The 21,774-nt window shown below is 65.4% G+C and carries 21 protein-coding genes; 10 read left to right on the top strand and 11 right to left on the bottom strand.

From position 1 onward, the window contains the following. The first annotated feature begins 110 nt into the window (after window positions 1–110). Window positions 111–827, top strand: a complete 717-nt coding sequence (locus tag B047_RS0101810; protein WP_018465252.1) for a TerC family protein — start codon at window positions 111–113, stop codon at window positions 825–827. A 17-nt stretch (window positions 828–844) separates the two neighbouring features. Here the strand turns inward: B047_RS0101810 and B047_RS0101805 are convergent, their stop codons facing one another. After that, the gene (locus B047_RS0101805) at window positions 845–1,765 is read right to left on the bottom strand and encodes a DUF1517 domain-containing protein (protein ID WP_018465251.1); all 921 of its coding nucleotides are present in this window, start codon (window positions 1,763–1,765) and stop codon (window positions 845–847) included. Window positions 1,766–2,001: 236 nt separating this feature from the next. Here B047_RS0101805 and lon point away from each other — a divergent pair, with 236 nt between their 5' ends. Beyond that, window positions 2,002–4,455: an endopeptidase La gene (gene lon, locus B047_RS0101800; RefSeq protein ID WP_018465250.1), complete on the top strand. Its 2,454-nt coding sequence runs from the start codon at window positions 2,002–2,004 to the stop codon at window positions 4,453–4,455. A gap of 18 nt (window positions 4,456–4,473) precedes the next feature. Here the strand turns inward: lon and B047_RS0101795 are convergent, their stop codons facing one another. After that, window positions 4,474–5,595, bottom strand: coding sequence for an acyl-CoA dehydrogenase family protein (locus tag B047_RS0101795; protein WP_026234490.1), 1,122 nt, complete (start codon window positions 5,593–5,595; stop codon window positions 4,474–4,476). A 135-nt stretch (window positions 5,596–5,730) separates the two neighbouring features. Here B047_RS0101795 and B047_RS0101790 point away from each other — a divergent pair, with 135 nt between their 5' ends. Next, entirely contained in the window at window positions 5,731–6,411 is a 681-nt protein-coding gene (locus B047_RS0101790; protein ID WP_245533687.1) for a 5'-methylthioadenosine/adenosylhomocysteine nucleosidase, read from the top strand. Window positions 6,412–6,529: 118 nt separating this feature from the next. Beyond that, window positions 6,530–7,474 carry a ribose-phosphate diphosphokinase gene (locus tag B047_RS0101785; RefSeq protein ID WP_018465247.1) on the top strand — a complete coding sequence of 315 codons (945 nt, stop codon included), beginning with the start codon at window positions 6,530–6,532 and terminating at the stop codon, window positions 7,472–7,474. A 12-nt stretch (window positions 7,475–7,486) separates the two neighbouring features. On the opposite strand, the gene tatC is transcribed toward B047_RS0101785, so the two are convergent. The 7 genes from tatC to B047_RS0101750 all read right to left on the bottom strand — a co-directional run bounded on the left by tatC (window position 7,487) and on the right by B047_RS0101750 (window position 12,036). After that, a complete protein-coding gene (tatC, locus tag B047_RS0101780; protein ID WP_018465246.1) occupies window positions 7,487–8,239 on the bottom strand; it encodes a twin-arginine translocase subunit TatC in 753 nt (250 codons plus the stop codon). Window positions 8,240–8,253: 14 nt separating this feature from the next. Next, window positions 8,254–8,502: a Sec-independent protein translocase protein TatB gene (gene tatB / locus B047_RS0101775; protein ID WP_026234488.1), complete on the bottom strand. Its 249-nt coding sequence runs from the start codon at window positions 8,500–8,502 to the stop codon at window positions 8,254–8,256. Between the two features lie 78 nt (window positions 8,503–8,580). Continuing rightward, window positions 8,581–9,954, bottom strand: coding sequence for a bifunctional UDP-N-acetylglucosamine diphosphorylase/glucosamine-1-phosphate N-acetyltransferase GlmU (gene glmU, locus B047_RS0101770; RefSeq protein ID WP_018465244.1), 1,374 nt, complete (start codon window positions 9,952–9,954; stop codon window positions 8,581–8,583). 20 nt (window positions 9,955–9,974) lie between these two features. After that, window positions 9,975–10,895 carry a prolipoprotein diacylglyceryl transferase gene (lgt, locus tag B047_RS0101765; protein WP_018465243.1) on the bottom strand — a complete coding sequence of 307 codons (921 nt, stop codon included), beginning with the start codon at window positions 10,893–10,895 and terminating at the stop codon, window positions 9,975–9,977. Between the two features lie 3 nt (window positions 10,896–10,898). Next, on the bottom strand, window positions 10,899–11,120 hold the full coding sequence (locus tag B047_RS0101760) for a glutaredoxin family protein (protein WP_018465242.1): 222 nt from the start codon (window positions 11,118–11,120) through the stop codon (window positions 10,899–10,901). A 71-nt stretch (window positions 11,121–11,191) separates the two neighbouring features. Next, window positions 11,192–11,548, bottom strand: coding sequence for a hypothetical protein (locus tag B047_RS0101755; RefSeq protein ID WP_157205774.1), 357 nt, complete (start codon window positions 11,546–11,548; stop codon window positions 11,192–11,194). A gap of 8 nt (window positions 11,549–11,556) precedes the next feature. Then, window positions 11,557–12,036 carry a DUF456 domain-containing protein gene (locus tag B047_RS0101750; protein WP_018465240.1) on the bottom strand — a complete coding sequence of 160 codons (480 nt, stop codon included), beginning with the start codon at window positions 12,034–12,036 and terminating at the stop codon, window positions 11,557–11,559. A gap of 122 nt (window positions 12,037–12,158) precedes the next feature. Here B047_RS0101750 and B047_RS0101745 point away from each other — a divergent pair, with 122 nt between their 5' ends. Then, window positions 12,159–12,821 carry a DUF502 domain-containing protein gene (locus B047_RS0101745; protein ID WP_018465239.1) on the top strand — a complete coding sequence of 221 codons (663 nt, stop codon included), beginning with the start codon at window positions 12,159–12,161 and terminating at the stop codon, window positions 12,819–12,821. Window positions 12,822–12,845: 24 nt separating this feature from the next. Here the strand turns inward: B047_RS0101745 and B047_RS16015 are convergent, their stop codons facing one another. Continuing rightward, window positions 12,846–13,040: a hypothetical protein gene (locus tag B047_RS16015; protein ID WP_018465238.1), complete on the bottom strand. Its 195-nt coding sequence runs from the start codon at window positions 13,038–13,040 to the stop codon at window positions 12,846–12,848. Window positions 13,041–13,177: 137 nt separating this feature from the next. On the opposite strand from B047_RS16015, the gene B047_RS0101735 reads away from it, so the two are divergent. Further along, on the top strand, window positions 13,178–14,536 hold the full coding sequence (locus tag B047_RS0101735; protein WP_018465237.1) for an acetyl-CoA hydrolase/transferase family protein: 1,359 nt from the start codon (window positions 13,178–13,180) through the stop codon (window positions 14,534–14,536). A 144-nt stretch (window positions 14,537–14,680) separates the two neighbouring features. Here B047_RS0101735 and B047_RS0101730 read toward each other — a convergent pair whose 3' ends face one another. Continuing rightward, window positions 14,681–14,977 carry a hypothetical protein gene (locus B047_RS0101730; protein WP_018465236.1) on the bottom strand — a complete coding sequence of 99 codons (297 nt, stop codon included), beginning with the start codon at window positions 14,975–14,977 and terminating at the stop codon, window positions 14,681–14,683. A gap of 134 nt (window positions 14,978–15,111) precedes the next feature. On the opposite strand from B047_RS0101730, the gene B047_RS0101725 reads away from it, so the two are divergent. The 4 genes from B047_RS0101725 to B047_RS0101710 all read left to right on the top strand — a co-directional run bounded on the left by B047_RS0101725 (window position 15,112) and on the right by B047_RS0101710 (window position 21,747). After that, complete coding sequence (locus B047_RS0101725; protein ID WP_052605999.1) at window positions 15,112–15,900, top strand: RNA methyltransferase; 789 nt, start codon at window positions 15,112–15,114, stop codon at window positions 15,898–15,900. A 279-nt stretch (window positions 15,901–16,179) separates the two neighbouring features. Beyond that, window positions 16,180–18,972 carry a DUF2325 domain-containing protein gene (locus B047_RS0101720; RefSeq protein ID WP_018465234.1) on the top strand — a complete coding sequence of 931 codons (2,793 nt, stop codon included), beginning with the start codon at window positions 16,180–16,182 and terminating at the stop codon, window positions 18,970–18,972. 70 nt (window positions 18,973–19,042) lie between these two features. After that, on the top strand, window positions 19,043–20,437 hold the full coding sequence (locus B047_RS0101715) for a TldD/PmbA family protein (protein WP_018465233.1): 1,395 nt from the start codon (window positions 19,043–19,045) through the stop codon (window positions 20,435–20,437). Further along, window positions 20,434–21,747 (top strand): TldD/PmbA family protein, encoded by a 1,314-nt coding sequence (locus tag B047_RS0101710; RefSeq protein ID WP_018465232.1) that lies wholly within the window; start codon window positions 20,434–20,436, stop codon window positions 21,745–21,747. Before B047_RS0101715 ends, B047_RS0101710 begins: the two co-directional genes overlap by 4 nt. Window positions 21,748–21,774 lie beyond the last annotated feature (27 nt).

Below are 21,774 nucleotides of genomic sequence, written 5' to 3'. Positions count from 1 at the left end.
GCAATTGCCGTTTTTTGAGCGCGGTTATCACTCTAGCAGATTTTCGGGCTTGCGTCACCAGGGGATGGCTTGCGGTTGTCGAGGTGGTTTGGGGCTACCCTATTTGGGAAATGGGAATCGCCGAAGCTATCCTTGCCATCGTTATCATCATCGCCCTGGAAGCGATCCTTTCCGTGGACAACGCCATGGTGCTGGCGGTGATGGTCAAACCGCTGCCCCCCGAGTTGCGCAGGAAAGCGTTGCTTTACGGCATCATCGGGGCCTACATCCTGCGCGGGCTGGCGCTGTTGTTTGCCACGCTGATCATCAACATTTGGTGGATTCAGGTGCTGGGCGGGGTTTACCTGATCTACCTGGCAGTCAAGTTCTTCCTCAATCGCCAAAGTGACGAGGCCAAGTCCCCCGAGCAGGCTTTGGGGGCATCCGTCCAGCAGTCCTTTTGGCGCATCGTGGTGATGATCAACGTGGTAGACCTAGCCTTCGCCATCGACTCGGTGCTGGTGGTGGTGGCCTTCAGCAAGGTGTTCTGGGTGATCTTCACCGGCGTCGCCATCGGTATCCTGCTGATCCGCCTGGCGGCGGGCTGGATGGTGCGGGTGATGGAGCGCTACCCGAAGCTCGAGGCCGTGGCCTACGCGGTGGTGGGCTGGGCTGGGATCAAGCTCGCCCTGGAAGGCTGGAACCTGGGTGCCCATGTGTGGTTGCACAACGAGGCCCTGGTCCTGCACCTGCCCAAGGAGCTGTTCTTGGGGGGCACCTTGCTGATCCTGATCGCCGGTACCTTGTGGGCCTTGCGCTCGGGTAGCCGCTCCGCCCCTAGCGCCTGAAGCCAGGCTCAGCCCGCTCAAAGCAGCTCGAGTTCCGGCCAGCCGCTGAGGAGTTCCTGCTCGCTGAGCGATTCGCCCTCGGCCTCGGGCGTCCAGGAGACGTAGGCGGCCAGGGTGGTGACGGGGGTGGTGGCCGAGAGGGCCATGAGGGCGGTCTTAGCTCCGGCCTCCCGCAGGGGTAGCGGTACCTGGGGCAAGCTGCCATGGGCTGCCACCAGGATTGAGACCAGCAGGTAGCGGCCGTCGGGTTCGGCCCTGGGGGTGTAATCGCCAGGGCGCTCCACCTTGCCCTCGAACTTGCGGAAGGTTTCCACGAACTTCGAGCGGTCCTCGGTCATGAGGCGGTCAAACCGACCTTCGGCCTGCTGCAGGCTGCCCCGCCAGCTCTCATAGCTGCCAAAGCGCCAGGCGGCCTGTTCGCGTAGCAGCACCACACACACCTCGTCTATCAGGTCGGCCAGGCCCTGGGTGCTGTTGGTGTCGGCCTGCTCGGCCAGGCGGCGCAGGGTGCGCTGGAGCGAGGGGCTGTAGAGCAGGGCCAGGCGCAGGCGGGCGACTTCAGCTTCCGGGAGGTTGTCGTAGGTACCGAGGCCGCTTCCGGCGCGGCGCAGGCCTTGGATGATCGAGAGTGCGATCACCCCCATCACGAGGACCACCATCACCGAGGCCACCCCGACTCCGCTCCCGCCGGAGCCGGGGGTGGTGGGGATGTAGACCGGTGGATAGACGCGGGGGCTGGGGTAGCTGTAGTCGGGCCGGGGGCTTGGGATGGGGAAGGTGGGCGTGGGGGAGGGGTTGACTCGAGGGGTGGGGGAGCTGCGGAAGCCACCCCGTCCCCCCACCCCTCCGCCGCTGCGCTGGGCATCGGCTTGGGAGAGCAGGGGAAGGACCCCGAACACGGTGAGCAGCACCAGCAGCCAGGTCCAGATGCGTCGCATTGGGTCCAGCATAAAGCAAGCGCTGCGGTGGCGCTAAGCGCAAGCGGCTGAGGCCCGACGTTAAAATGTTGGAAGCATTAAACTTGACAATATTATGCTCATAGTTCATGCTAAGACTTTATGGTACTGGGTCACCAATTCCCGTTCTAAAAGCGCTAGACTGCGCTTAGCACTGATACTCCACTTCGGCAGTTTTGGCCTTTAGTCCTGCAACATCGAACCAAACGGTGAGTGTAATGAGCGAATCCAGCTCCAATATCCACGTCCCTGAAACCCTGCCGGTCTGCCCGGTGCGCGGCTCGGTCATCTACCCCACCATGGTCATGCCCATCGAAGCCGGACGGCCCGTCTCCATCCGGGCCATCGACGAGGCGCTGGCCCGCGACAAGATCATCCTCATCGCCTCGCAGCGCGACAAGGAGGTCGAGGAGCCCGGACCCGAGGACATGTACATGGTGGGCACGGCCTGCAACATCCTGCGTATGCGCAAGAACTCCGATGGCTCGGTGCAGATGCTGGTGCAGGCCTTCGCCCGCGTACGGGTAAAGGCTTACGAGCAGCGCAAGGGCTACCTCGAGGCCGCCGTCGAGCCCATCCCCGAGCTGCAGGACAAGGAAGTCGAGCTCAAGGCGCTCTTCCGCGAGGTCAAAGCCCGCTTCGAAACGGTGCTCAAGGAGGGCAAGTACCTCTCCCCGGAGACCGCCCAGTTCGTGCTCAACCTCGAGGACCCCTCCCAACTCGCCGACTACATCGCCTTCCACGTCGACTTCAAGCTCGAGGACAAGCAGAAACTCCTCGAAATCGCCTCCGCCGCCGAACGCCTCAAGCGGGTGCTGGTGCTGCTCGACGCCGAGATCGAGCTGATGGAGACCCAGCGTCGCATCCAGCAGCAGGTCAAGGAGGAGATCGACCGCAACCAGCGCGAGTACTTCCTGCGCGAGCAGATGAAGGCCATCCAGCGTGAGCTGCACGGTGAGGAGGGCGATCAGGAAGTCGAGGAATTCCGCGAGAAAATCGAGGCTTTGGGCTTGCCCGAGGCCGTCAGGGGCGAGGTCGAGCGCGAACTCAACCGCTTCGCCCGCATGCACCCCGACTCTGCCGAGGCCAGCGTGGTGCGCACCTATCTCGACTGGATCGTCTCGCTGCCCTGGAACACCCGTACCACCGATCAGATCGACCTCGCCGAGGCCGCCAGGATCCTCGACGAGGAGCACTACGGCCTGGAGAAGGTCAAGGACCGCGTGCTGGAGTACCTGGCGGTGCGTAAGCTCAAGCTCGAGCGCGTGCGCAAGGGTGAGCTGAAGGAGGAGGAAGTCAGCAAGGGGCCCATTCTGCTTTTCGTGGGGCCTCCTGGCGTGGGCAAGACCTCTATCGCCAAGTCTATCGCCCGGGCGCTGGGGCGCAAGTACCACCGCGTCAGCTTGGGGGGCGCGCGCGACGAATCGGACATCCGGGGCCACCGCCGCACCTACATCGGGGCCATGCCGGGGCGCATCATCCAGGGTCTGCGCCAGGCGGGCAGCAAGAACCCGGTCTTCTTGCTCGATGAGGTCGACAAGCTTGGAGTCTCCTACCAGGGTGATCCTGCGGCGGCGCTGCTGGAGCTGTTGGACCCGGCTCAGAACAAGGAATTCACCGACCACTACCTGGGCGTGCCCTTCGACATGAGCGAGGTGCTGTTTATCTGCACGGCCAACTTCCCCGACAACATTCCAGGCCCCTTGATGGACCGCATGGAGCTCATCGAGTTCACCAGCTACATCGAGCAGGAGAAGCTGGAGATCGCCAAGCGTTACCTGCTGCCGCGCCAGATCATGGAAAACGGGCTGAAGGAGAAGCAGGTGGTTTTCACCGACGCGGCCATCTCGCGCTTGATCAACTCCTACACCCGCGAGGCGGGGGTGCGTAACCTCGAGCGCGAGATCGGCGCGGTGTTGCGCAAGGCGGCGCGCAGCCTACTGGAGTCGGGCAAGAAGCGCGTGCGCATCATCGAGGATGACCTGGAGAAATACCTGGGCCCCGCCCGCTTCCTGCCCGAAGCCGAGGCCCGCGAACCCCAGGTGGGCGTGGCGACGGGCATGTACTACACCCCGGTGGGAGGGGACATCATGTTCGTGGAGGTCTCCGCCACACCGGGCAAGGGCGCTCTGATCATCACCGGGCAACTGGGTGAGGTCATGAAGGAATCGGCCCGCGCGGCGCTGACTTACGCCAAACGGAACGCCAGCCGCTTCGGGATTGGGCTCGAGAAGTTCGACAAGACCGACTTGCACCTGCACGTTCCGGCGGGCGCGGTACCCAAGGAGGGCCCATCGGCAGGTATCGCCATCACCAGCGCCGTGGTCTCGGCCCTGACCGAAATTCCCGTGCGCAACGACGTGGCCATGACCGGCGAGATCACCCTCACCGGGCGGATCTTGCCCATTGGGGGGGTCAGGGAGAAGGTGCTGGGTGCGCGCCGGGCGGGGATTCGTGAGGTGATCCTGCCCAAGAAAAATCAGCCCGATCTCTCCGATATCCCAGCCTACCTGCGCCACAACATGGTGTTCCACTTCGTCGAGAACCTCGACGAAGCCCTCGACCACTCCTTGGTGGGGGGTCTGAAGGGTTTGGAGCAGCGGGCCAAGGCCAAACGCGAGAAGGGCAAAGCCAGGGCCCGCTCCAAGACCCCGGCTGTGGCCAGGGCTTGAGGGTAGTATCAACCCGCTTCAGCGGTAGAGCTCACGCGAGATCACCAGGCGCTGGATTTCGCTGGTGCCCTCGTAGATCTCGGTGATCTTGGCGTCGCGGTAGTAGCGCTCGGCGCGGTACTCGCGGTGGTAGCCGTAGCCGCCCAGCACCTGCACCGCGTCGCGGGTGACGCTCACCGCCGTGTCGGAGGCGAAGAGCTTGGCGGTGGAGGCCTCGAGCGTGAAGCGCTCACCCCGGTCTTTCTTGGCGGCGGCCTCGAGGGTGAGGGCACGAGCGGCGGCGATCTTCACGTGCATGTCGGCCAGTTTGAAGCCCACCCCCTGAAACTCGCGGATCTTCTGGCCGAACTGGGTACGCGCATCGGCGTAGGCTTTAGCGATTTCGAAGGCGGCGCGGGCCATCCCTACCGCCTGGGCTGCGATCCCGATGCGTCCGGAGTCGAGGCCGGCGAGGGCCTGGGCCAGACCCCGGCCCTCCTGGCCTAACAGGTTTCCCTCAGGCACGAACACCCCGTCGAAGCGCACCTCGGTGGTGTGGGCTGCGTGCAGGCCCATCTTGCGTTCGGGAGGACCGAAGCTTAGGCCGGGCGTGTCCTTTTCCACGATGAAGCTGCTGATGCCGCTTTCGCCTCGAGCCATCACCACGTAGACCTGGGCCTGCCCGCCGGAAGTGACCCAGCTCTTGACCCCGTCGAGTTGCCAGCCGCCGGGCACCTTTTGGGCGCGGAGCTTCATGGAGGCCGGGTCGGAGCCGGCGTGGGGCTCGGTGAGGCAGAAGGCCCCGATCCACTCGCCCTTGGCGAGGGGCACCAGGTATTTCTTCTTCTGCTCCGGGCTGCCGAACTTCGTCAGCATGTACTGTGGCAGGCCGCTGGTGACGGAGAGGATCACCGCCACGCTGGGATCGGCGGCGGCGATCTCCTCCATGGCCAGCACCCAGGTCACGCTGTCCAGCCCTGCTCCGCCCCACTCCTCCGGGGTGGTCATGCCCAGCAGTCCGAGTTGGGCGAGGGTCTCGAGCTGAGGCCAGGGATATTCCCCCGATGCGTCGTATTGCGGGGCCTTTTCCCACAGCACCTCGCGGGCTACCTGCCGCACCATGTCCAGGACCATCTTCTGGTCGTTGGTCAAGACAGCCATGAGCATATCGTATCATGCCCCTGGTGAAGAAAAACCGTAATATATGGCCATACGCCGCCGATGGATTTTTGTACACTACCGTGCGTGAGTGAAGTCGCCGCCCCTGCCCAGGCCGAAGCCGTTTCCAGCCCTGTCTTGAGTACCGTGGCCCTCTTCGCCGCCGAGGGGGCCGAGGCGCGGGCCTTACGCCGGGCCTTGGGCCTGGACGAGGCGCTGGGGGGCCCTAAGCCCATCTTTCGGGGCCGGGTGGGTGCCCACGAGGTTCTGCTGGTTGAAACCGGGGTGGGGAAAGTGGCGGCTGCCTCCGCGGTAACCTACGCCCAGGCCCGCTTTAACCCGCACTGGAGCCTGTGGGCGGGGGTGGCGGGTGGGCTCAACCCCAGCCTGCACTCCCTCGACGTGCTCGTGGCCCACGACGCGGTGCAGTGGGATGTGGACATCACCGCCTTTGGCCGCCAGCCGGGGGAACTGGCCACGGGCGAGCGCTTCGTGCGGGCCGATATCGAGCTTTCGACCCGCATATACCGGGCGGCGCTCGAGCTGGGCTACCCGGTTCACTGGGGTCGCGTTGCCAGCGGCGATCGCTTCCTGGCCCACCCCGCCGATGCCGCCCGCCTGCGCCAGCTTTTCGCCGCCGACGCGGTCGAGATGGAGGGCGCGGCGGCGCTGTGGACCGCCAAGGACCTGGCCTTGCCCATGGCCCTGGTGCGCACCATCTCCGACGGAGCCGATGACGACGCGCACGAGTCCTTCGAGCTGTTCCTCGAGCAGGCCTCTGAACGCTTGGCCCAGGTGGTGCTCAAGGTTTTGCAATAGCCAGCTTCCCGATATACTCAAATTGCAACCGCTTGAAGCCCGGGGTCAGACCCCGACCTGCTGAAGCTGCCTGCCGCGACTTGAAAGAGCTGAGCAACGGGACTTTTGGGGGTGGGAGATGTGGGAACTTGGAGAGGGGCTCGAGATTCGGCTCTTTAGCGGCAGCGCCAACCGGCCACTGGCCGAGGCCGTAGCGCACTCCCTTGGCCTGAGCTTGGGCAAGGCTGTGGTCGAGCGTTTCCCCGATGGCGAGGTGCGGGTGCGGTTGCTGGAGAGTGTGCGCGGCGCCGATGTGTACCTCATCCAGCCCACTGCCCCGCCGGTCAACGACCACCTGATGGAACTCCTGATCATGGCTGACGCTGTGCGCCGCAGCAGCGCGGCCCGCATCAACGCGGTCATCCCCTACTTTGGCTACGCCCGCCAGGACAAGCAGACCCAGGGTCGCGAGCCCATCAGCGCTAAACTGGTGGCCGACCTGATCCAGGAAGTCGGGGTCCACCGCGTCATCACCGTAGACCTGCACGCCCCCCAGATTCAGGGTTTTTTCAACATCCCCGTCGATGAGCTCTCGGCGGTCAAGCTCTTCGCCAGCTACCTCGAGCACAAGCACCTCACCGACAACGCCGTGGTGGTCTCGCCCGATTCGGGCCGAGCCGAACACGCCCGCCGCCTCTCCGAACGGCTGAGCCTGCCGCTGGCGATCCTGGCTAAGCGCCGTATCGGTCCCCACGAGACCCAGGTGGCCTACGTGATCGGCGATGTGGCAGGCAAGCGCCCCCTGATCGTCGATGACATCATCTCCACGGGGGGCACCATCCGCCGGGGCGTCGAAGCTCTGGTAGCCGCCGGAGCCCAGGAAGCCATCGTCATGGCGACCCACGGGGTGCTGGTAGGCCCGGCCCACGAAAACCTCTCCCACCCGGCCATCCGCGAGGTGGTCTTCACCGACACCATTCAGCTCACCCCGGCCATGGGCTTCAACATCCTCTCCACCGCCGATCTGCTGGCCCAGGCCATCCGCAACGTGCACACCAACCGCTCGGTGAGCGCGCTGATTTGAGGGGTCGTCAGCTTACCCTGCCGCTTGCTGCGCCGCCCGCAGATGGCCCCGCTCGCCCAGGCGTGCGGTGAAGATGGAGATGGCGTAGAGCACAAACAGCGGCACGCTGATAAGGGCTAGGTTGAACACGTCTACGGTGGGGGTGATGATGGCGGCCAGGGTGATGAGCAGCACGATGGCGATGCGCCAGTTTTGCAGCAGGAAGCGGCTTGAGAGAAGCCCCAAGCGGGCCAGCAGGTAGCTCACCACCGGCATCTCGAAGACGATGCCCATCACGCCCAGGAAGGCCAGGATCTGACTCATGTACTGGCCCAGCGAGATGTTGGGCTTGACCAGGTCGCCCAAAAAGCCCAACAGGAAGGGCACAGCGTAGGGCAGGAACACGTAGTAGGCGAAGATTACACCCACGGCGAAGCTAAAGCCCGCCCCCAGCAGGAAGGGAACCGCCAGCCTGCGCTCGTGGTCGTAGAGGCCGGGTGAGATGAAGGCCCAGATCTGGTAGACGATGAAGGGTAAGGCCAGGGCCAGACCGCCGAAAGCCGCGATCTTGAAGGAGGTTACAAAGGGTTCGGTGATGTTGAGCACCTGCAGGTCGGCCTTGACCCGGGCGGTGGCGTTGTAGATGTCGAGGGGGCGCTCGAGCAGCGCCAGCAACTCCAGACGGAAGACGAAGGCTACCCCCGTCATCACCGCCCAGGCCACCAGCGACCAGAGGATGCGGCTACGCAGCTCCTCGAGGTGCTCCATCAAGGGGGCTTCTTTCATGGCGGACCTTCAAGCTAGGGCTTGGCCTCTTCCTTGGAGGGTTCGGGTTTGACCTCGAGGGGTTTGTTCAGCTCCTCCTTGATCTCGCGCAGCTCCTTGACGTCGGCGGCTTTCTCGAACTCCTCGCGGATGCTGCGGGCTCCTTTCTGGAACTCACGGATGGATTGCCCCAGGCTGCGCCCCAGCTCGGGCAGCTTGCGGGGGCCAAACAACAGCAGGGCCACCAGCAGGATGATGAGTAACTCAGACATTCCAATCGGCATGGTTCGCTCCTGGTTTCAGTCTACTGCGGGAGCTAAACTCAACATGAATTTTGCTTCCAAAAGGCCAAGCAGCAATGCTCACTTCTTACGTTCCCGCAGGCGCTTGACGTAGCCTTCTTTGTTTTCCTGGCGCGCTCTGGCGATGGCCAGGGCGTCTTGGGGAATGTTCTTGTTGACCGTGCTGCCTGCGGCGATGTAGGCCCCCTCGCCCACCTCGAGCGGGGCCACCAGCGTGGAGTTGGAGCCGGTGAAGGCCCCCTTGCCGATGACGGTTTTGTGCTTGCGCTGGCCGTCGTAGTTGGCCACGACGGTGCCCGCGCCAATGTTGGCCCCCTCACCGATGTCGGTGTCGCCCAGATAGCTCACGTGCCCGGCCTTGGCCCCTCGGCGCATGTGGGTGTTTTTCATCTCGACGAAGTTGCCCACGTGGGCTTCCTCCTCGATGAGCACGCCGGGGCGGAAGCGGGCGAAAGGGCCGGCGTCGGAGCCGCTTTTCATGTGCGACTTCTCGGCCACGACGTGCGGGCGCAGGGTGACGTGGGGCTCGAGCACCATGTCGCTGAGCACGCAGTAAGCCCCGATCTCACAACCCTCGCCGATGCGGGTGTCGCCCCTGAGGATCACACCGGGCCACAGCGTCACGTCGGGGGCGAGTTGGACCGAGGGCTCGAGGTAGATGGTCTGGGGCTGGATCATCCGCACACCCTGGTTCATCCAGTATTCGCGCAGCCTCTGGAGCAGGATGCCCTCGACCTCGGCGAGTTGGGCGCGGGTGTTGATCCCTAAGAGCTCGCCGGGGTCGTCGCTCAGCAGCCCCACCACCCGCTTACCCCGCTCACGGTAGACCCGGATGAGGTCGGGCAGGTAGTACTCCCCGGCGGCGTTGTCGTTGCTGACGTGCTCGAGCGCTTCCCAAACGTGGCTGTCGAAGCAGTAGACCCCGGCGTTGATCTCCTTGATTTCGCGCTGCTCGGGCGTGGCGTCTTTGTGCTCGATGTTGGCGATGATCTCCCCGCGCTTGTCGCGCAGGATGCGCCCGTAGCCGCTTGGGTTCTCCAGCCGCATGGTCAGCAGGGCCATGCCTTCCTTGCCTAAGGCCTCGACCAGGCCGGTGAGGGTTTCTGTGGAGGTGAGGGGGGTGTCGCCCTGGACCACCACCACCGGTCCCTTGAAGCCTCGGAGGGCCTTCCTGGCCTGCTTGAGGGCGTGAGCCGTGCCAAGCTGCTGTTCCTGTACAGCGAACTCGAGGCCCTCATAGCCCCCTAGCGCTTCCCGAACCTGCTCGAGGCCGTGGCCGACCACCACCACCACCTTCTCCGCGCCGCTTCGCAGCGCGGTCTCGACGACGTAGGCCACCATGGGCTTGCCCAGCAGCGGGTGGAGCACCTTGGGCAACTTCGACTTCATGCGGGTGCCCAGGCCCGCAGCCAGGATCACGACGGCATGTTTCATACCGTCCTTCAGTCTACCCTTCAATCCTTCTTGGGCGGCTTGGCCTCGGCTTTGCCTGTCTTGGGGGGAGTGGGCACCGCCACGGCTACGGCTTCGCGGCCCCCTTTGGGCAGGCGGTAGAGCATGACGATGGCCAGGATGATCAGCGGGATCGAAAAGAGCTGGGTGGCGGTGAAGAAGCCGATGCCCAGCGTGTTGTTCTCGTAGACCTTGAGCCACAGCGGGTTGAGGCGGAAGGTCTCCTCGAGCCCTCCCCGCAGCACGCTGTACCACAGTACGAACTGCCAGAAAGCGTACCCCCAGGGCTTTCGCATCGCCAGCCAGCGCACGACCAGCACGCTCAGGATGATCCCGATGATCACCCCGTAGATCTGGGTCAGGTGAACCGGGCCGCGCACCACCTCGCCCAGACACAGCCCGTAGGCCAGGCTGATGTTGTCGCCGGCTTTGCAGATGCCGGGGAAGCCCGAGGCCGACGAGGGCCAGGTGAAGCCGATGGGCAGGCTGGTCAGACGACCGACGGTGTCGGAGCCGTTCATGAAGTTGCCCAGCCGCCCACCGATGATCCCCAGCGCCACCGCCGGGAGGGAAGCTTCGATGTAGGGCATGAAGGGGGTGCCGTAGCGGCGGGCATAGAGCCAGAAGGCCAGGATGCCCCCGATCACGGCCCCGTGGATCGAGAGCCCGCCCTGCCAGATGTACAAAGCCGAGATGGGGTTGCCGGCGAAGTCGCTGGGGCTGGTGAGCACGTAGCCCACCCTCGCCCCGATTACCCCGGCCACCACCGCCCAGAAGGCGGCCTGCTCGAAGCGGTCGGGGTCGTAGCCCCAAGCCCGCAGGTAGCGCTTGGCGATCTCGAAGCCGGCGAAGATCGCCAGCACCAGGAAGAAGCCGTACCAGCGAATCTGGATCGGCCCGAGTTCGATCATGATTGGGTCCATAGCTCACTCCCTCAACAGTTTAGTTAGCCGGGCCGCTTCGAAGCGACCCTCCATTAGCACCTGCTCGCCCTTTAGCAGTACCGGAACCCGGAAGCTGTAGTGGGCTACCCATTCGGGCTTCTCGTCCACGCTGCGCCGCTCGAAGGGCACGCGCAAGGCCTCGAGCAGCTGCTCGGCTTCCTCGCACAGATGACACCCGTCGCGGCTGATCAGGATATAGCTCATGTGGATCCCTCGAATGCGGTCGATGGCTAAACACACAGCGCCCTTTGCCGCGTACGCCGCGTGAGACCCCATTAGGCGGGAGGCGGCGCGCGGGGGATGGCGGGGCTGTGTTCGTGGGTAGGGAGGGGGCGGCTGGAGCCTAGGATCCGGCTCAGCGACGCCACCAGCCCGGCCAGGTTGCCAGGAGAGGGCGGCGCCTCGGCCGCGGGCAGGGGTTGGAAGGCCAGGCCCGGCAGGAGCGCGTCGGCGTGGGCGGGGTTGAGGGCTGCGCATCCGGGGGGACTGCAGTGGAGGGGGGAGAGGATTTGCTCGAGGGCCCCGCTCACCAGTTGCCGGGTCTCGGAATTGGCGCAGAGCAGCACCACAAGCAGCGGCAGGATCCGCAGGTACAGCCGGGCTTGCTTGCTGGAGTGCACGGGTCGAATCATACCACCCTTTAGAAAATGGCCCTCAGCACCAGAATTCCCATCATCAGGTGCAGCAGGAACTTGCCCGCCATTCCCCCCAGCATCCCCACGAAGGTGCCCCAGGCTGCCCGCAGGGCGGCATCGGCGCTTTTGCCGCTGAGGCTTTCCGCCGCGAAAGCCCCCACCAGCGGCATTACGAACACCCCCAGCGGGGGCAGGATGAACAGGCCGAAGATGCCCCCGATGAAGGCCCCCCACATCCCGGCCCGGCCTGCCCCGTAGCGCCGAGCGCCGATGAGGGCAGCCAGGTTGTCCACTGCGAACACCGCTAGCGTGATCAGCGCCAGCCAGATCCAGGTGAGGCGGGATAGCTCGGAGAAGCCCACCATCAACTCGTGCAGCAGAGCTCCGGCCAGGATGATGAGGGTAGCGGGTAGCACCGGCACGAAGGTGCCTACCAACCCGACGATCCAGACCAGCACGAACAGCCAGTCGGCGAAAACGTTCACGGAGCCCACATTAACACCCCTGGATGAGAGCGGCTCTGAAGTGCGCCCGGCCTCACCGATCCAATTAGGGCTCTAATCCCCAAAGCCACCCTTCCCTCCCCAATAAACTGGGGCTCGAGGCTATGAGGCTTCAACGTCACTTCATCGCCGGATTGCTGGCGCTGCTGCCCTTGAGCGTCACGGTGTACGTGCTGGCGTGGGTTTACAACTCCTCAGCTAGCATCATCACTGCCCTGATGCATGTGGTGGGCCTTACCCCTCCATCCTGGTTGCTGCCGTTGTTGCCGGTGATCGGTATCCTGGCGATGCTCGCCCTGATCGTCCTGGTGGGCACCCTGGCCGGGAATTACGTCGGCAAGGTGCTTCTAGCTGGCATCGACCGCAGCTTCAAGTCGATTCCCCTGATCCGTGAAGTCTACAACGCCGTCCAACAGATCGCCCATACCCTGCTGGGTCAGCCTGAGGTGCATTTCCAGCGGGCGGCGCTCATTGAGTACCCGCGCAAAGGGCTCTATACGCTGTGCTTCATCGCCAGCGCCGAGGTGGGCAGGAGGCTTTCCCCCCTGCCCGAGGGCTACACGGTGGTGCTGGTGCCCACCTCGCCGGTTCCGGCCTCGGGCATGGCCATCATCGTGCCCACTGCCGAGGTCATCCCCCTCGAGATCAGCATCGAGGACGCCCTGAAGTACGTGGTTTCAGGGGGCTTTATCCTGCCCGAGGCTAAAGCCCGCAAGCTGCTCGAGCCCACTCAACCGTCAGGCGGGTTGCCGCGGGTGGAAGGTTGATGCTCTGGTGCGTGCTCCGCGTTTTCAGCGTAGGCCGGGCGGCTCGGGTTTGATCCAAAAGCCCTGTTCCTCGGCCTGCTTGAGGTAAGCGCACAGGCTTTCGAGGTCCTTGAAGTAGATTACCTCGCCCTTCCCCTCGGCAGGGCGTACCGAAGCCCGGACCTCTCCGGCTGGTCCGTGCCACAGACGCAATTCCAGGGCGATGGCTTTGGAGCGCATTCCGTCCTCCTGCGAACGAATCTAGCAAGCGGGGCGTTATTTCGCCGTTACGAAGGGAGCTGTTCCCCAGCGCCTGGCTGCCTCGAGGGCGGGAGGGATAGGACATTTGCTGCTATGGGGTCGCCTAGCATGGGGCCATGGACACTACCCGAACCGGAAAAGCCCTGCGCCGAAGTGCAGTAAACAAGCTTTACCAATCGCGACTGTGCGACCTCGAGAGCGCGGCGGCCATGGTGCAAAGCGGTTGGCGGGTCTTCGTCTCGGGGAACGCCGCTACCCCGACCCCGCTGCTCGAGGCCCTGGCCGCACGCAAGGATGAGCTGAGCAACGTCGAGTTGGTCCATGTGCTCCAGCTCGGTCCCGACCCTTTCCTGGCCCCCGAGATGGAGGGGCACTTCCGCCGTCGCTCGATGTTCGTAGGGCCCGCCGACCGCGAGGCGGTCAACAGCGGTCGCGCCGACTACGTGCCGATCTCGCTGCACCAGATCCCCTGGCTGTTCAAGCGCGGCCTGCTGCCCCTGGATGCCGCGCTGGTGCAGGTTTCGCCGCCCGACGAATTTGGCTTCGTGAGCCTGGGAGTAGAGGTCATCGCCTCTAAGGCCGCCGTCGAGAACGCCCGCCAGGTGATCGCCCTGGTCAATCCCCGCATGCCCCGCACCTTGGGCGATACCTTCGTCCACGTCTCCCGCTTCACGGCCTTCGTCGAGGTGGACCTGCCGCTGCCCGAGCTCGAGCGCGGCGGCTTTGGCGAGGTTGAGGCCAGGATCGGCAAGCACGTGGCCGAGCTCATCGACGATGGCTGCACCTTGCAGATGGGCATTGGCGCCATCCCCGACGCGGTGCTGGCCAACCTCGAGGGCCGCAGGGACTTGGGCGTGCACACCGAGATGGTCTCGGACGGGGTGATGGAGGCGCTGGAGAGGGGCATCATCACCGGCAGCCGTAAGACGCTGCTGCCGAGTAAGGTGGTGGGCACCTTCGTGCTGGGCAGCGAACGGTTGTACCGCTTTGTGCACGACAACCCCCTCTTCGAGATGCGGCCCGCTGATTTCGTCAACGATCCTTTCACCATCGCCCGCAACAGCCGCATGATCGCCATCAACTCCGCGCTCGAGATCGATATTACCGGCCAGGTCTGCGCCGACTCCATCGGCGGCACCATCTACTCGGGCTTTGGCGGTCAGCTCGACTTCATCCGGGGGGCGGCGGCCAGCGAGGGGGGCAAGCCCATCATCGCCCTACCCTCTACGGGCAAGAAGGGGACGATCTCTCGCATCGTCCCGGTGCTCAAGAGCGCTGCCGGGGTGGTCACCACCCGCGCCGACGTGCACTACGTCGTGACCGAGTACGGCGTGGCCGAGCTCTTCGGTCGCAGCCTGCGGGAGAGGGCCGTGGCGCTGATCAACATCGCCCACCCCGACTTCCGCGAAGAGCTCACCAAGGCTGCTTGGGAACGCCATCTGTTGCCGAGAAGCTATACGGGAGTGACGCTGTAAGGCTGGAGGGGCGTGCGTTCGCGTGCTTACCCCTGACCGCCGGCGCTGGATGTACGCCCTTGTGGAGACACCTGTACCCCTTGGTTACCAGCCCCCCACCCTCCCCTAGCAGGGGAGGGAGAGTGCGAAGGTGCGACGGTGTACTTAATTCAGTATCTGATTTGCCCTGATCTGTGCCAGAACCTGCTCGAGCTGCTCCAGCGAGGCTTCGATTTGCTCGAAGCTTTGGGCGTAGCTCTCGATCACCTCGGGGTCGCTGAGGTAGGGAGCGCTGTTGCGGAAGACCCGCCAGCCTTCGCGGATTTGGGCGATGATCTGCGCTGCCCCCTCGGAAGCCGCCAGAAAATGCGCGAACTGGGGGCTTTGCTCGGCCCGCTCGAGCCGTGCTTCCTGGGCATCGACGATGGCTAAGAGGGCTTCGACGCGGGGGTTCAGGGCCATGCTGTTACCTTAGCAGAAGAACTGGCGGGCCGTGCCGAAAATGGACCGGGGGAGTGCGGCAAGGGGGTTTATCCGCTAGAATCACAGCTTGACACTACTTGGCCTTCGGCTTCCCTCCCCGAACCCCCTACGCTATGCCTGATCTTCGCCCCAAGACCGAGTCCAATCCCTTTACCCACAACGTGCGGGTGGTGCTGGTAGGCACCCAGGAACCCATGAACGTGGGTGCGGTGGCCCGAGCCATGCGCAACTTCGGTATGAGCGAGCTGTGGCTGGTGGCTCCGGAGCCCCGCGTGCTCGCCGACCTCGAGGCCCGCCCCGACTCCGACGCCTACCGCCTGGCTGTCCACGCCGAACCCATCCTCGACAACCTGCGTCGCGGTGAAACGGTGCTGGAGGCCGTGCGCGAGTGTGAGTTGGTGCTGGCGACCACGGCGCGCTCCAGGGACATCCCTGTGGGTCGCTTGGCCGAGCCCAGGGGGGCCGCCCAGGCCGTAGCCCAGGTGGCCCAGCGGGGCAAAGTAGCCCTGCTTTTCGGGCGGGAAATGTACGGCCTCACCAACGAGGAGATGGATCAGGCCGGGCTCATCGTGCGCATCCCCACCGCTCCTGAGCAGCCGAGCCTGAACCTGGCCCAGGCCGTGCTGTTGCTGGCCTACGAGATCTTTGTGGTCACTGCCAATCCACCGGCCCCCAGCCCCGAGCGCCTGGCCGAGCGTGAGGCCCTCGAGCGCCTCTTCGAGGACCTGGAAAGCTACATCCTGGAGATCGGTTTTACCGACTCCAAGCGCTTTGGCTACGCCCGCCGCCGTCTGCGCCGCATCCTGCACAAGGCCGAACTGACCCCTGCCGAGGTGCAGATGCTGCGGGGCTTGCTGCACCAGAGCCGCTGGTATGCCAAGCATGGGCCGCGGGAGGGTTGAGCGCTGGTCGCTCTGATTGCCGTAGGGCTCCTCTGCTTGCAGGGGAGGTTGAGTACCCCGTGGGAAGCTTTGCCTTTGGGGTCGGCTTAGCACCTGCTAATGCTTCCCGTGAGGCCCCAAGGTATACGGTGAGATCTGTGCGGCGGTGTTAAGTACGTCGATCATCGGTAGCCAATGCCTCCTTCGAGGCCTGGGCAAGGGGGTTTGTGGGACTCAGGTTTTTTGGGTCGAACGGTGCGCACGGGCTCTGATAGGCTAGTACTTCAAGGGGGTAGAGCGGTGGAAACCGATGTAAGACGTTATCTGCGTCACGAATTTCACGTCGAAGGCCCACTCTCGCCCGGCAAGTTTGAAAGCGAGCTGGCCAAGCGCATCGGTAGCCCGAGCCGTCGAAGACCGATCCTGAAGGCCTGGAAGCGCTATCTGGCCGGGGGCGGCGTGGAGGCGGTGCGAAGTTTTTACGCTGAGCTGCTGGCGCATCCCCGTGAGCGCTTGGAGGGAATGGTGTATGCCATGCACCTGCCCTTTCTGGAATTTTATGCACAGAAGCTTCCGCCTCTGCTCGAGCGCTTGGGTGCGGGGAGGGTGCTCGAGGTAGGGGCTTTCACCGGGGCCTTGCTGGGCTTGCTGCTTCGAGCCAGACCAGACCTCGAGTGGCACGCTTTAGAGGGTGTGTCGGAGGCGGTTCGCCTCGGGCAGGAACGCTTTCCCGGCGTGACCTGGCATCGGGGCTGGTTCGGCGAGGCGCCCCTGGAGCTGCCCCAGATGGACGCGGTTTTGCTGCTGTCGGTGCTGCCTGAGGGTTACCTGGGCGACCTGCCGGGGCGGCTCGAGGCCGAAGCCTTCGACCGGCAGTTCCAGTTCTCGGCGCGGCTCATGGCTCTGCAGGGGCTGCTGCGTCCGGGGGGCTTGCTGGTTTACGGCCACGGCCCCTTCCTGGGCAAGAACCCCGAGGGCGTGGGAGAAATCCTCGAGGGCCTGGGCTTTGGCGAGGTGGGGCGGGTAGGGGAGGGGGAGTACTTCCTGGTTACCGGGCGCATGCCTGAGCGGTTGACGCGCGTACACCCGGACGAGAGCAGCGTCTCCATCGTCCTGCCGGCTGAGCCTGTAGCCCAGCCTCCACCTGCCCAGGCCGCGCCCGAGGAACTGTGGCGGCTGCTCGAGGCCGAGGACTACGCCGAGGTCCTGCGGCGCAGTACCGAGGACAGCCGGGGCGAGGTGGCCTATCTGCGGGGGCGGGCGTTGTTTGCCCTGTCGCGCTTTGCCGAGGCCGAGAGCGCCCTGGCGCTGGCGGATAGGCCCGAGGCCGAGGACCTGCGGGCTTTCTGCTGGGTCGAACTCGAGGACTACCGCCGGGCGCTGCCCCGCCTGGAGGCCCTGGCCAGCCGAGGCGGGCGTTACCGCCTCTACCTGGGCCGGGTCTACCTGGGGTTGGGGCGGCTGGCCGACGCGCTGCGGCAGTTGTTCGAGGCTGGCCTCCCCGAGGCCGAACTCTACCTCAAGATCGCCCTCGAGCGCATGGAGGAGCGCGCCGTGCGCTTGTCGCGTGAGGGAGACTGGAGCGAGGCCAGCCGCCGGGTGGAGTTCGTCGAAGACCTCTCGCCCCAGCTTTTGAGCCGGGGGCTGCTAAGGCTGGGCCTGCAGGCTAGCCTGAGTCAGGGGTTGTGGGCCAGGGCGCAGCGCTACGCCCAGCGGCTCTACGATCTGGGCGAGGCGGCGGGGGCGCTGGGGCTGGCGCTGGTGGGTTTGCGGGTACGGGGGCCGGAGGGCCTGGAGAGCGTGCCTCTGGACGACCTCAAGGAGGTCGAGCCCTACCTCACCGACGCGGTGGCTCGTGCCGAGGAAGCTACCGCCCTGTTGGCACTGGGCCTGCTGCGTCACCGCGAAGGGCGGTATCCCGAGGCCTTGCGCTACCTCGAGGCCGCCGCGCGGGAAGGGCAGGGCGAGTCCAAGGGCTTCGCCTACCACCTGCTGGCGGAGTCCAAGCAGGCCCTGGGTTATCCCATGACCGAGGTGCTGGGCGACCACAAGCGGGCCCACGCCCACCGGGCATACGGGGTCGAAGAGCTCTTTGCCCTGGCCCAGCAGGCCTTCGAGCAGGGCGAGACGGTGCTGGCGCGGGAGTTTCTGGCCCGTGTGCGCGACAGTGGCCTGGAGCACTTCCAGGGCGATCCCGGCGCGGTGCTGCGGTTGGTGGAGACCCTGGAGGGCCCTTGGGAGGCTTTCCGCTTGCTGGCCCGTTCGCTCGAGCGCACCCTAGACCCTCCGCTGGAGTTGCTCGAGCTGGCCTATCGCCTCTCACGCAGCTTCAGCCAGAGCGAGGAGGCCCAGAATGTGCGAGGCCGCTACCTGGCCGCGCTCTACGACGCCGGGCAGCAGCTGGGGGCCGAGGCTTTGCTGCTGGCCGAACTCGCGCGCAACCCCGAGGCGCTGGAGGTGCTCTACGACCTGGCCGAGCACTACGAGCGCACCGGAGCCTACAAGAAGGCCACCGAGCAGTGGCGCAAGGCCCTCGAGGTCGCCTACTACTGGGAAAAAGACCTCGAGCTCTCCCGCGAGATCCTGCGCAACCTGCTCTTCCTCAACCCCACCGACCCCGAGTTGCAGCTCTATCTCGAGGAGCTCAAGGCTACCTCCAAGGCCGTGGCCAAGCTCGACGGGGTGCCCGACGCGCTGGCCGGAGCCACCCCCGACAGCCTGCTGAAGGAGGGTCTGCCCCGCTTCCACGGCGAATACCTGCTGGTGGTGGGAGGGCACACCCAACTCAGAAGCCGCATGGTGCCCTTCCTCGAGGCCCAGGGCCTCAGGGTCGACTGGTTCGACTCCGACGCCAACTCTGCCGGACGTGAGGTGATCCGCCGCATTCACAGCCGCCTCGAGCGCGCCCACGGCATGATGATCATCTCCAGCTACGTCGGCCACGACCTCTCCGAGCCGGTGCGGTTGGAGGCTGAGAACCTGGGCGTGCCGGTCTACCTCACCCCAGGCCGCGCACGGGGCGTCACCGGCTTCCTGCGGGCTTTGGCCGAGTTCGCCCCCCAGCTCTTCAAGCGGGCCTTGCGCGGGGGCTGAGCGCTCGTTCCAAAAAACTGCTTGTGGCTGGAGTAGATAGCCCTTAGACTGCGCTCTAAGGAGGATTGGAATGCTTTCAGAAACACTGGTGGGCGAGGTGCTCAGCCGGGCCAGGTTGGGTGGAGCCGACTACGCTGAGCTGTACGTCGAGCGCTGGAGGCGGCGGTCCTTGCGGATGCTCTCAGGTGAGGTCAAGGAGGCTGCCAGCGGCCTCGAGTACGGCGCGGGGCTGCGGCTGCTCTACGGCAGTGAAGTGGTGTATGCCTATACCAACGACCTCTCGGCGCAGAGCCTGTTGGAGCTGACCGAAACCATGGTCAAGCTCAAGGGCCGGGCCGGGCAGGTGGACGCCCAAGGCCGGGGTGGGTTGGATTTCCGCAAACAGGCCGCGCAGGGCCTGCACGCGCCCGAGGTGCCGCTGTCGGCCAAAGACCGACGCTACCGCCTCGAGCGGCTCTTGGAGGCCGAGGCGGCAGCCCGCGTGGCTCCCGAGATCAAGCAGGTGCAAACCCAACTGCTGGAGTGGGACCAGGAAGTGCTGGTGGCAACTTCGGAGGGGAAGTGGGTCGAGGACCGCCGTGTTCGCACCCGCTATGTGGTGACCGCCATCGCTCAGGGTGAGGCTGGGATGCAGACGGGGAGCGTGGGGCCGGGGAAGAGCGTGGGCCTCGAGCTCTTCGAGCTCTACCCTCCCGGCATGGTGGGCCGCCAGGCCGGGGAGCAGGCCATGACCAACCTGCGGGCCAAGCCTGCCCCGGCGGGTACCATGCCGGTGGTCATCGGCAATGCCTTCGGCGGGGTGATCTTCCATGAGGCCTTGGGGCACCTGCTGGAGACCACCTCGGTGGCCAAGAAGGCCAGCGTGCTCTGCGACAAGCTGGGTGAAAAGGTGGCCAGCCCTTGCGTGACCTACATCGACGACGGCACCACCCCTCACGGCTGGGGCTCCTCCGAGTTCGACGACGAGGGCCTGGCCACCGAACGTACCGTGCTCATCGAGAACGGCGTGCTCAAGAGCTACATGGTCGATCGCTGGGGCGCCTGGCGTACCGGCCTGCGCCCCACGGGTTCCGGACGCCGCCAGGACTACACCTTCGCCCCCACCAGCCGCATGCGCAACACCTTCATCGCCCCCGGCGACACCCCAAAGGAGAAGCTCTTCGAGGGGATCGAGTTTGGCCTCTACGCCAAGGACATGGGCGGGGGGCAGGTCAAGCCGGGTTCGGGGGAGTACAACTTTGCCGTCAAGGAGGCTTACATCATCCGCCGTGGCCGCATCGAGGAGCCGGTGCGGGGAGCCATGCTGGTGGGCAAGGGCCCCGACAGCATCTCGAAGATCGCAGCGGTCTCCAGCGACCTCGAGACCGCCCCTGGCATGTGCGGCAGCCTCTCGGGGAGCCTGCCGGTGGAGGTGGGCCAGCCCCACCTGCTGATTTCCGAGATCGTGGTGGGAGGTCAGGCATGAACTTCGAAGAGGCCAAGGACTACCTGCTGCAAAAAGCCCGTGCGATGGGTCTCGAGGCCGAGGTGCTGGCCACCGAGACCCGCGAGATGAGCCTCAGCGCCTTCGAGGGGCGGCTGGAGGAGATCACCCAGGCTACCCAGGGCGGCATCGGGGTGCGGGTGGTGGTGGAGGGCAAGGTGGGCTACGCCTACACCGAGGAGAAGACCCCCGAAGCCCTGGACTGGGTGATGCAGGAAGCCTACGAAAACGCCCTGCTCCAGACCGGAGGGGACGCCTTTATCCCAGCGGGCTCGGCGCTGGGACGTCACGACCTGCTGGGCGAGGGGCTCTCGGCTGCGCTGGAGGAGAAACAGGCCGCGGCTTTGGCGGTAGAGGCCACCCTGCGTCAGGATGCGCGGGTCAAGCAGGTGCCCCGCACCGCCTACCAGGAGCAGGAAGTCGAGGTAGTGCTGGGTTCGACCAAAGGGGCCAGCGGAGGCTACCGCGCCGGGGTGAGCGTGTTGATGGGCTCGGCCATCCTCGAGGGTGGCGGGGCTCCGAAGCAGAGTTGGAACGTCGATGCCAGCCGTGAGTTTCACGCCCTCGAGCCCGGCAAAACCGCCCTAGAACTCATCGAGCGCACAGCCCGCCTGCTGGATGCCCGGCCCCTCAAGACCGGGAAGTACCGCGCTTACTTCGAGCCCAAGGCCTTCGCCCAGCTCCTGGGCGTCATCAGCTTTCTCTTCTCGGCCAAGAACGTGCTCGAGGGTAAGAGCCTGCTGGCGGGCAAGGTGGGGGAGCAGGTGGCCTCTGGGCTAGTGACCATCGTGGACGACCCCACTTTGCCTGGCGGCATCGCCTCGCGCCCCTTTGACGCCGAGGGAACGCCCTCGCGCCCTCTGGTCATTATCGAAAACGGCTTGTTGAAGAGCTTTGCCCATAACTCCGAGACCGCGCGGAAGATGGGGGTTGAATCCACCGGTCACGCCCAGCGCGGCTACAAGGGTGTGCTCGGGGTGGGCCACTCCAACCTCTTTCTGAAGCCCGGAGCCGGCGTCCGGCTGGAAGAGGGAGTCCTCGTGACCGAGATGATGGGCCTCCACGCCGGGGCCAACCCCATCTCGGGGGACTTCAGCCTGCAGGCCCTGGGCTTGAAGCTCGAGGGGGGTGAGGTGGCCTACGCGGTGGAGAACTTCACCGTGGCCGGAAACCTGCTCACGCTCTTGCAAAGCATCAGCGCGGTAGGGAGTGAGCTGGAGTGGGAGTATTGGGGCATGGCCCTGGGGGCCCCCATGGTCGAGGTGGCCGAACTGTCCTTCGCGGGAGCGTAGCCGGGCATAAACGGCGGCTTTGGTAGC

The sequence above is a fragment of the Calidithermus timidus DSM 17022 genome (assembly GCF_000373205.1).
Classification (GTDB): Bacteria; Deinococcota; Deinococci; order Deinococcales; family Thermaceae; genus Calidithermus; species Calidithermus timidus.
This window is presented reverse-complemented; position numbering and strand designations above follow the sequence as displayed.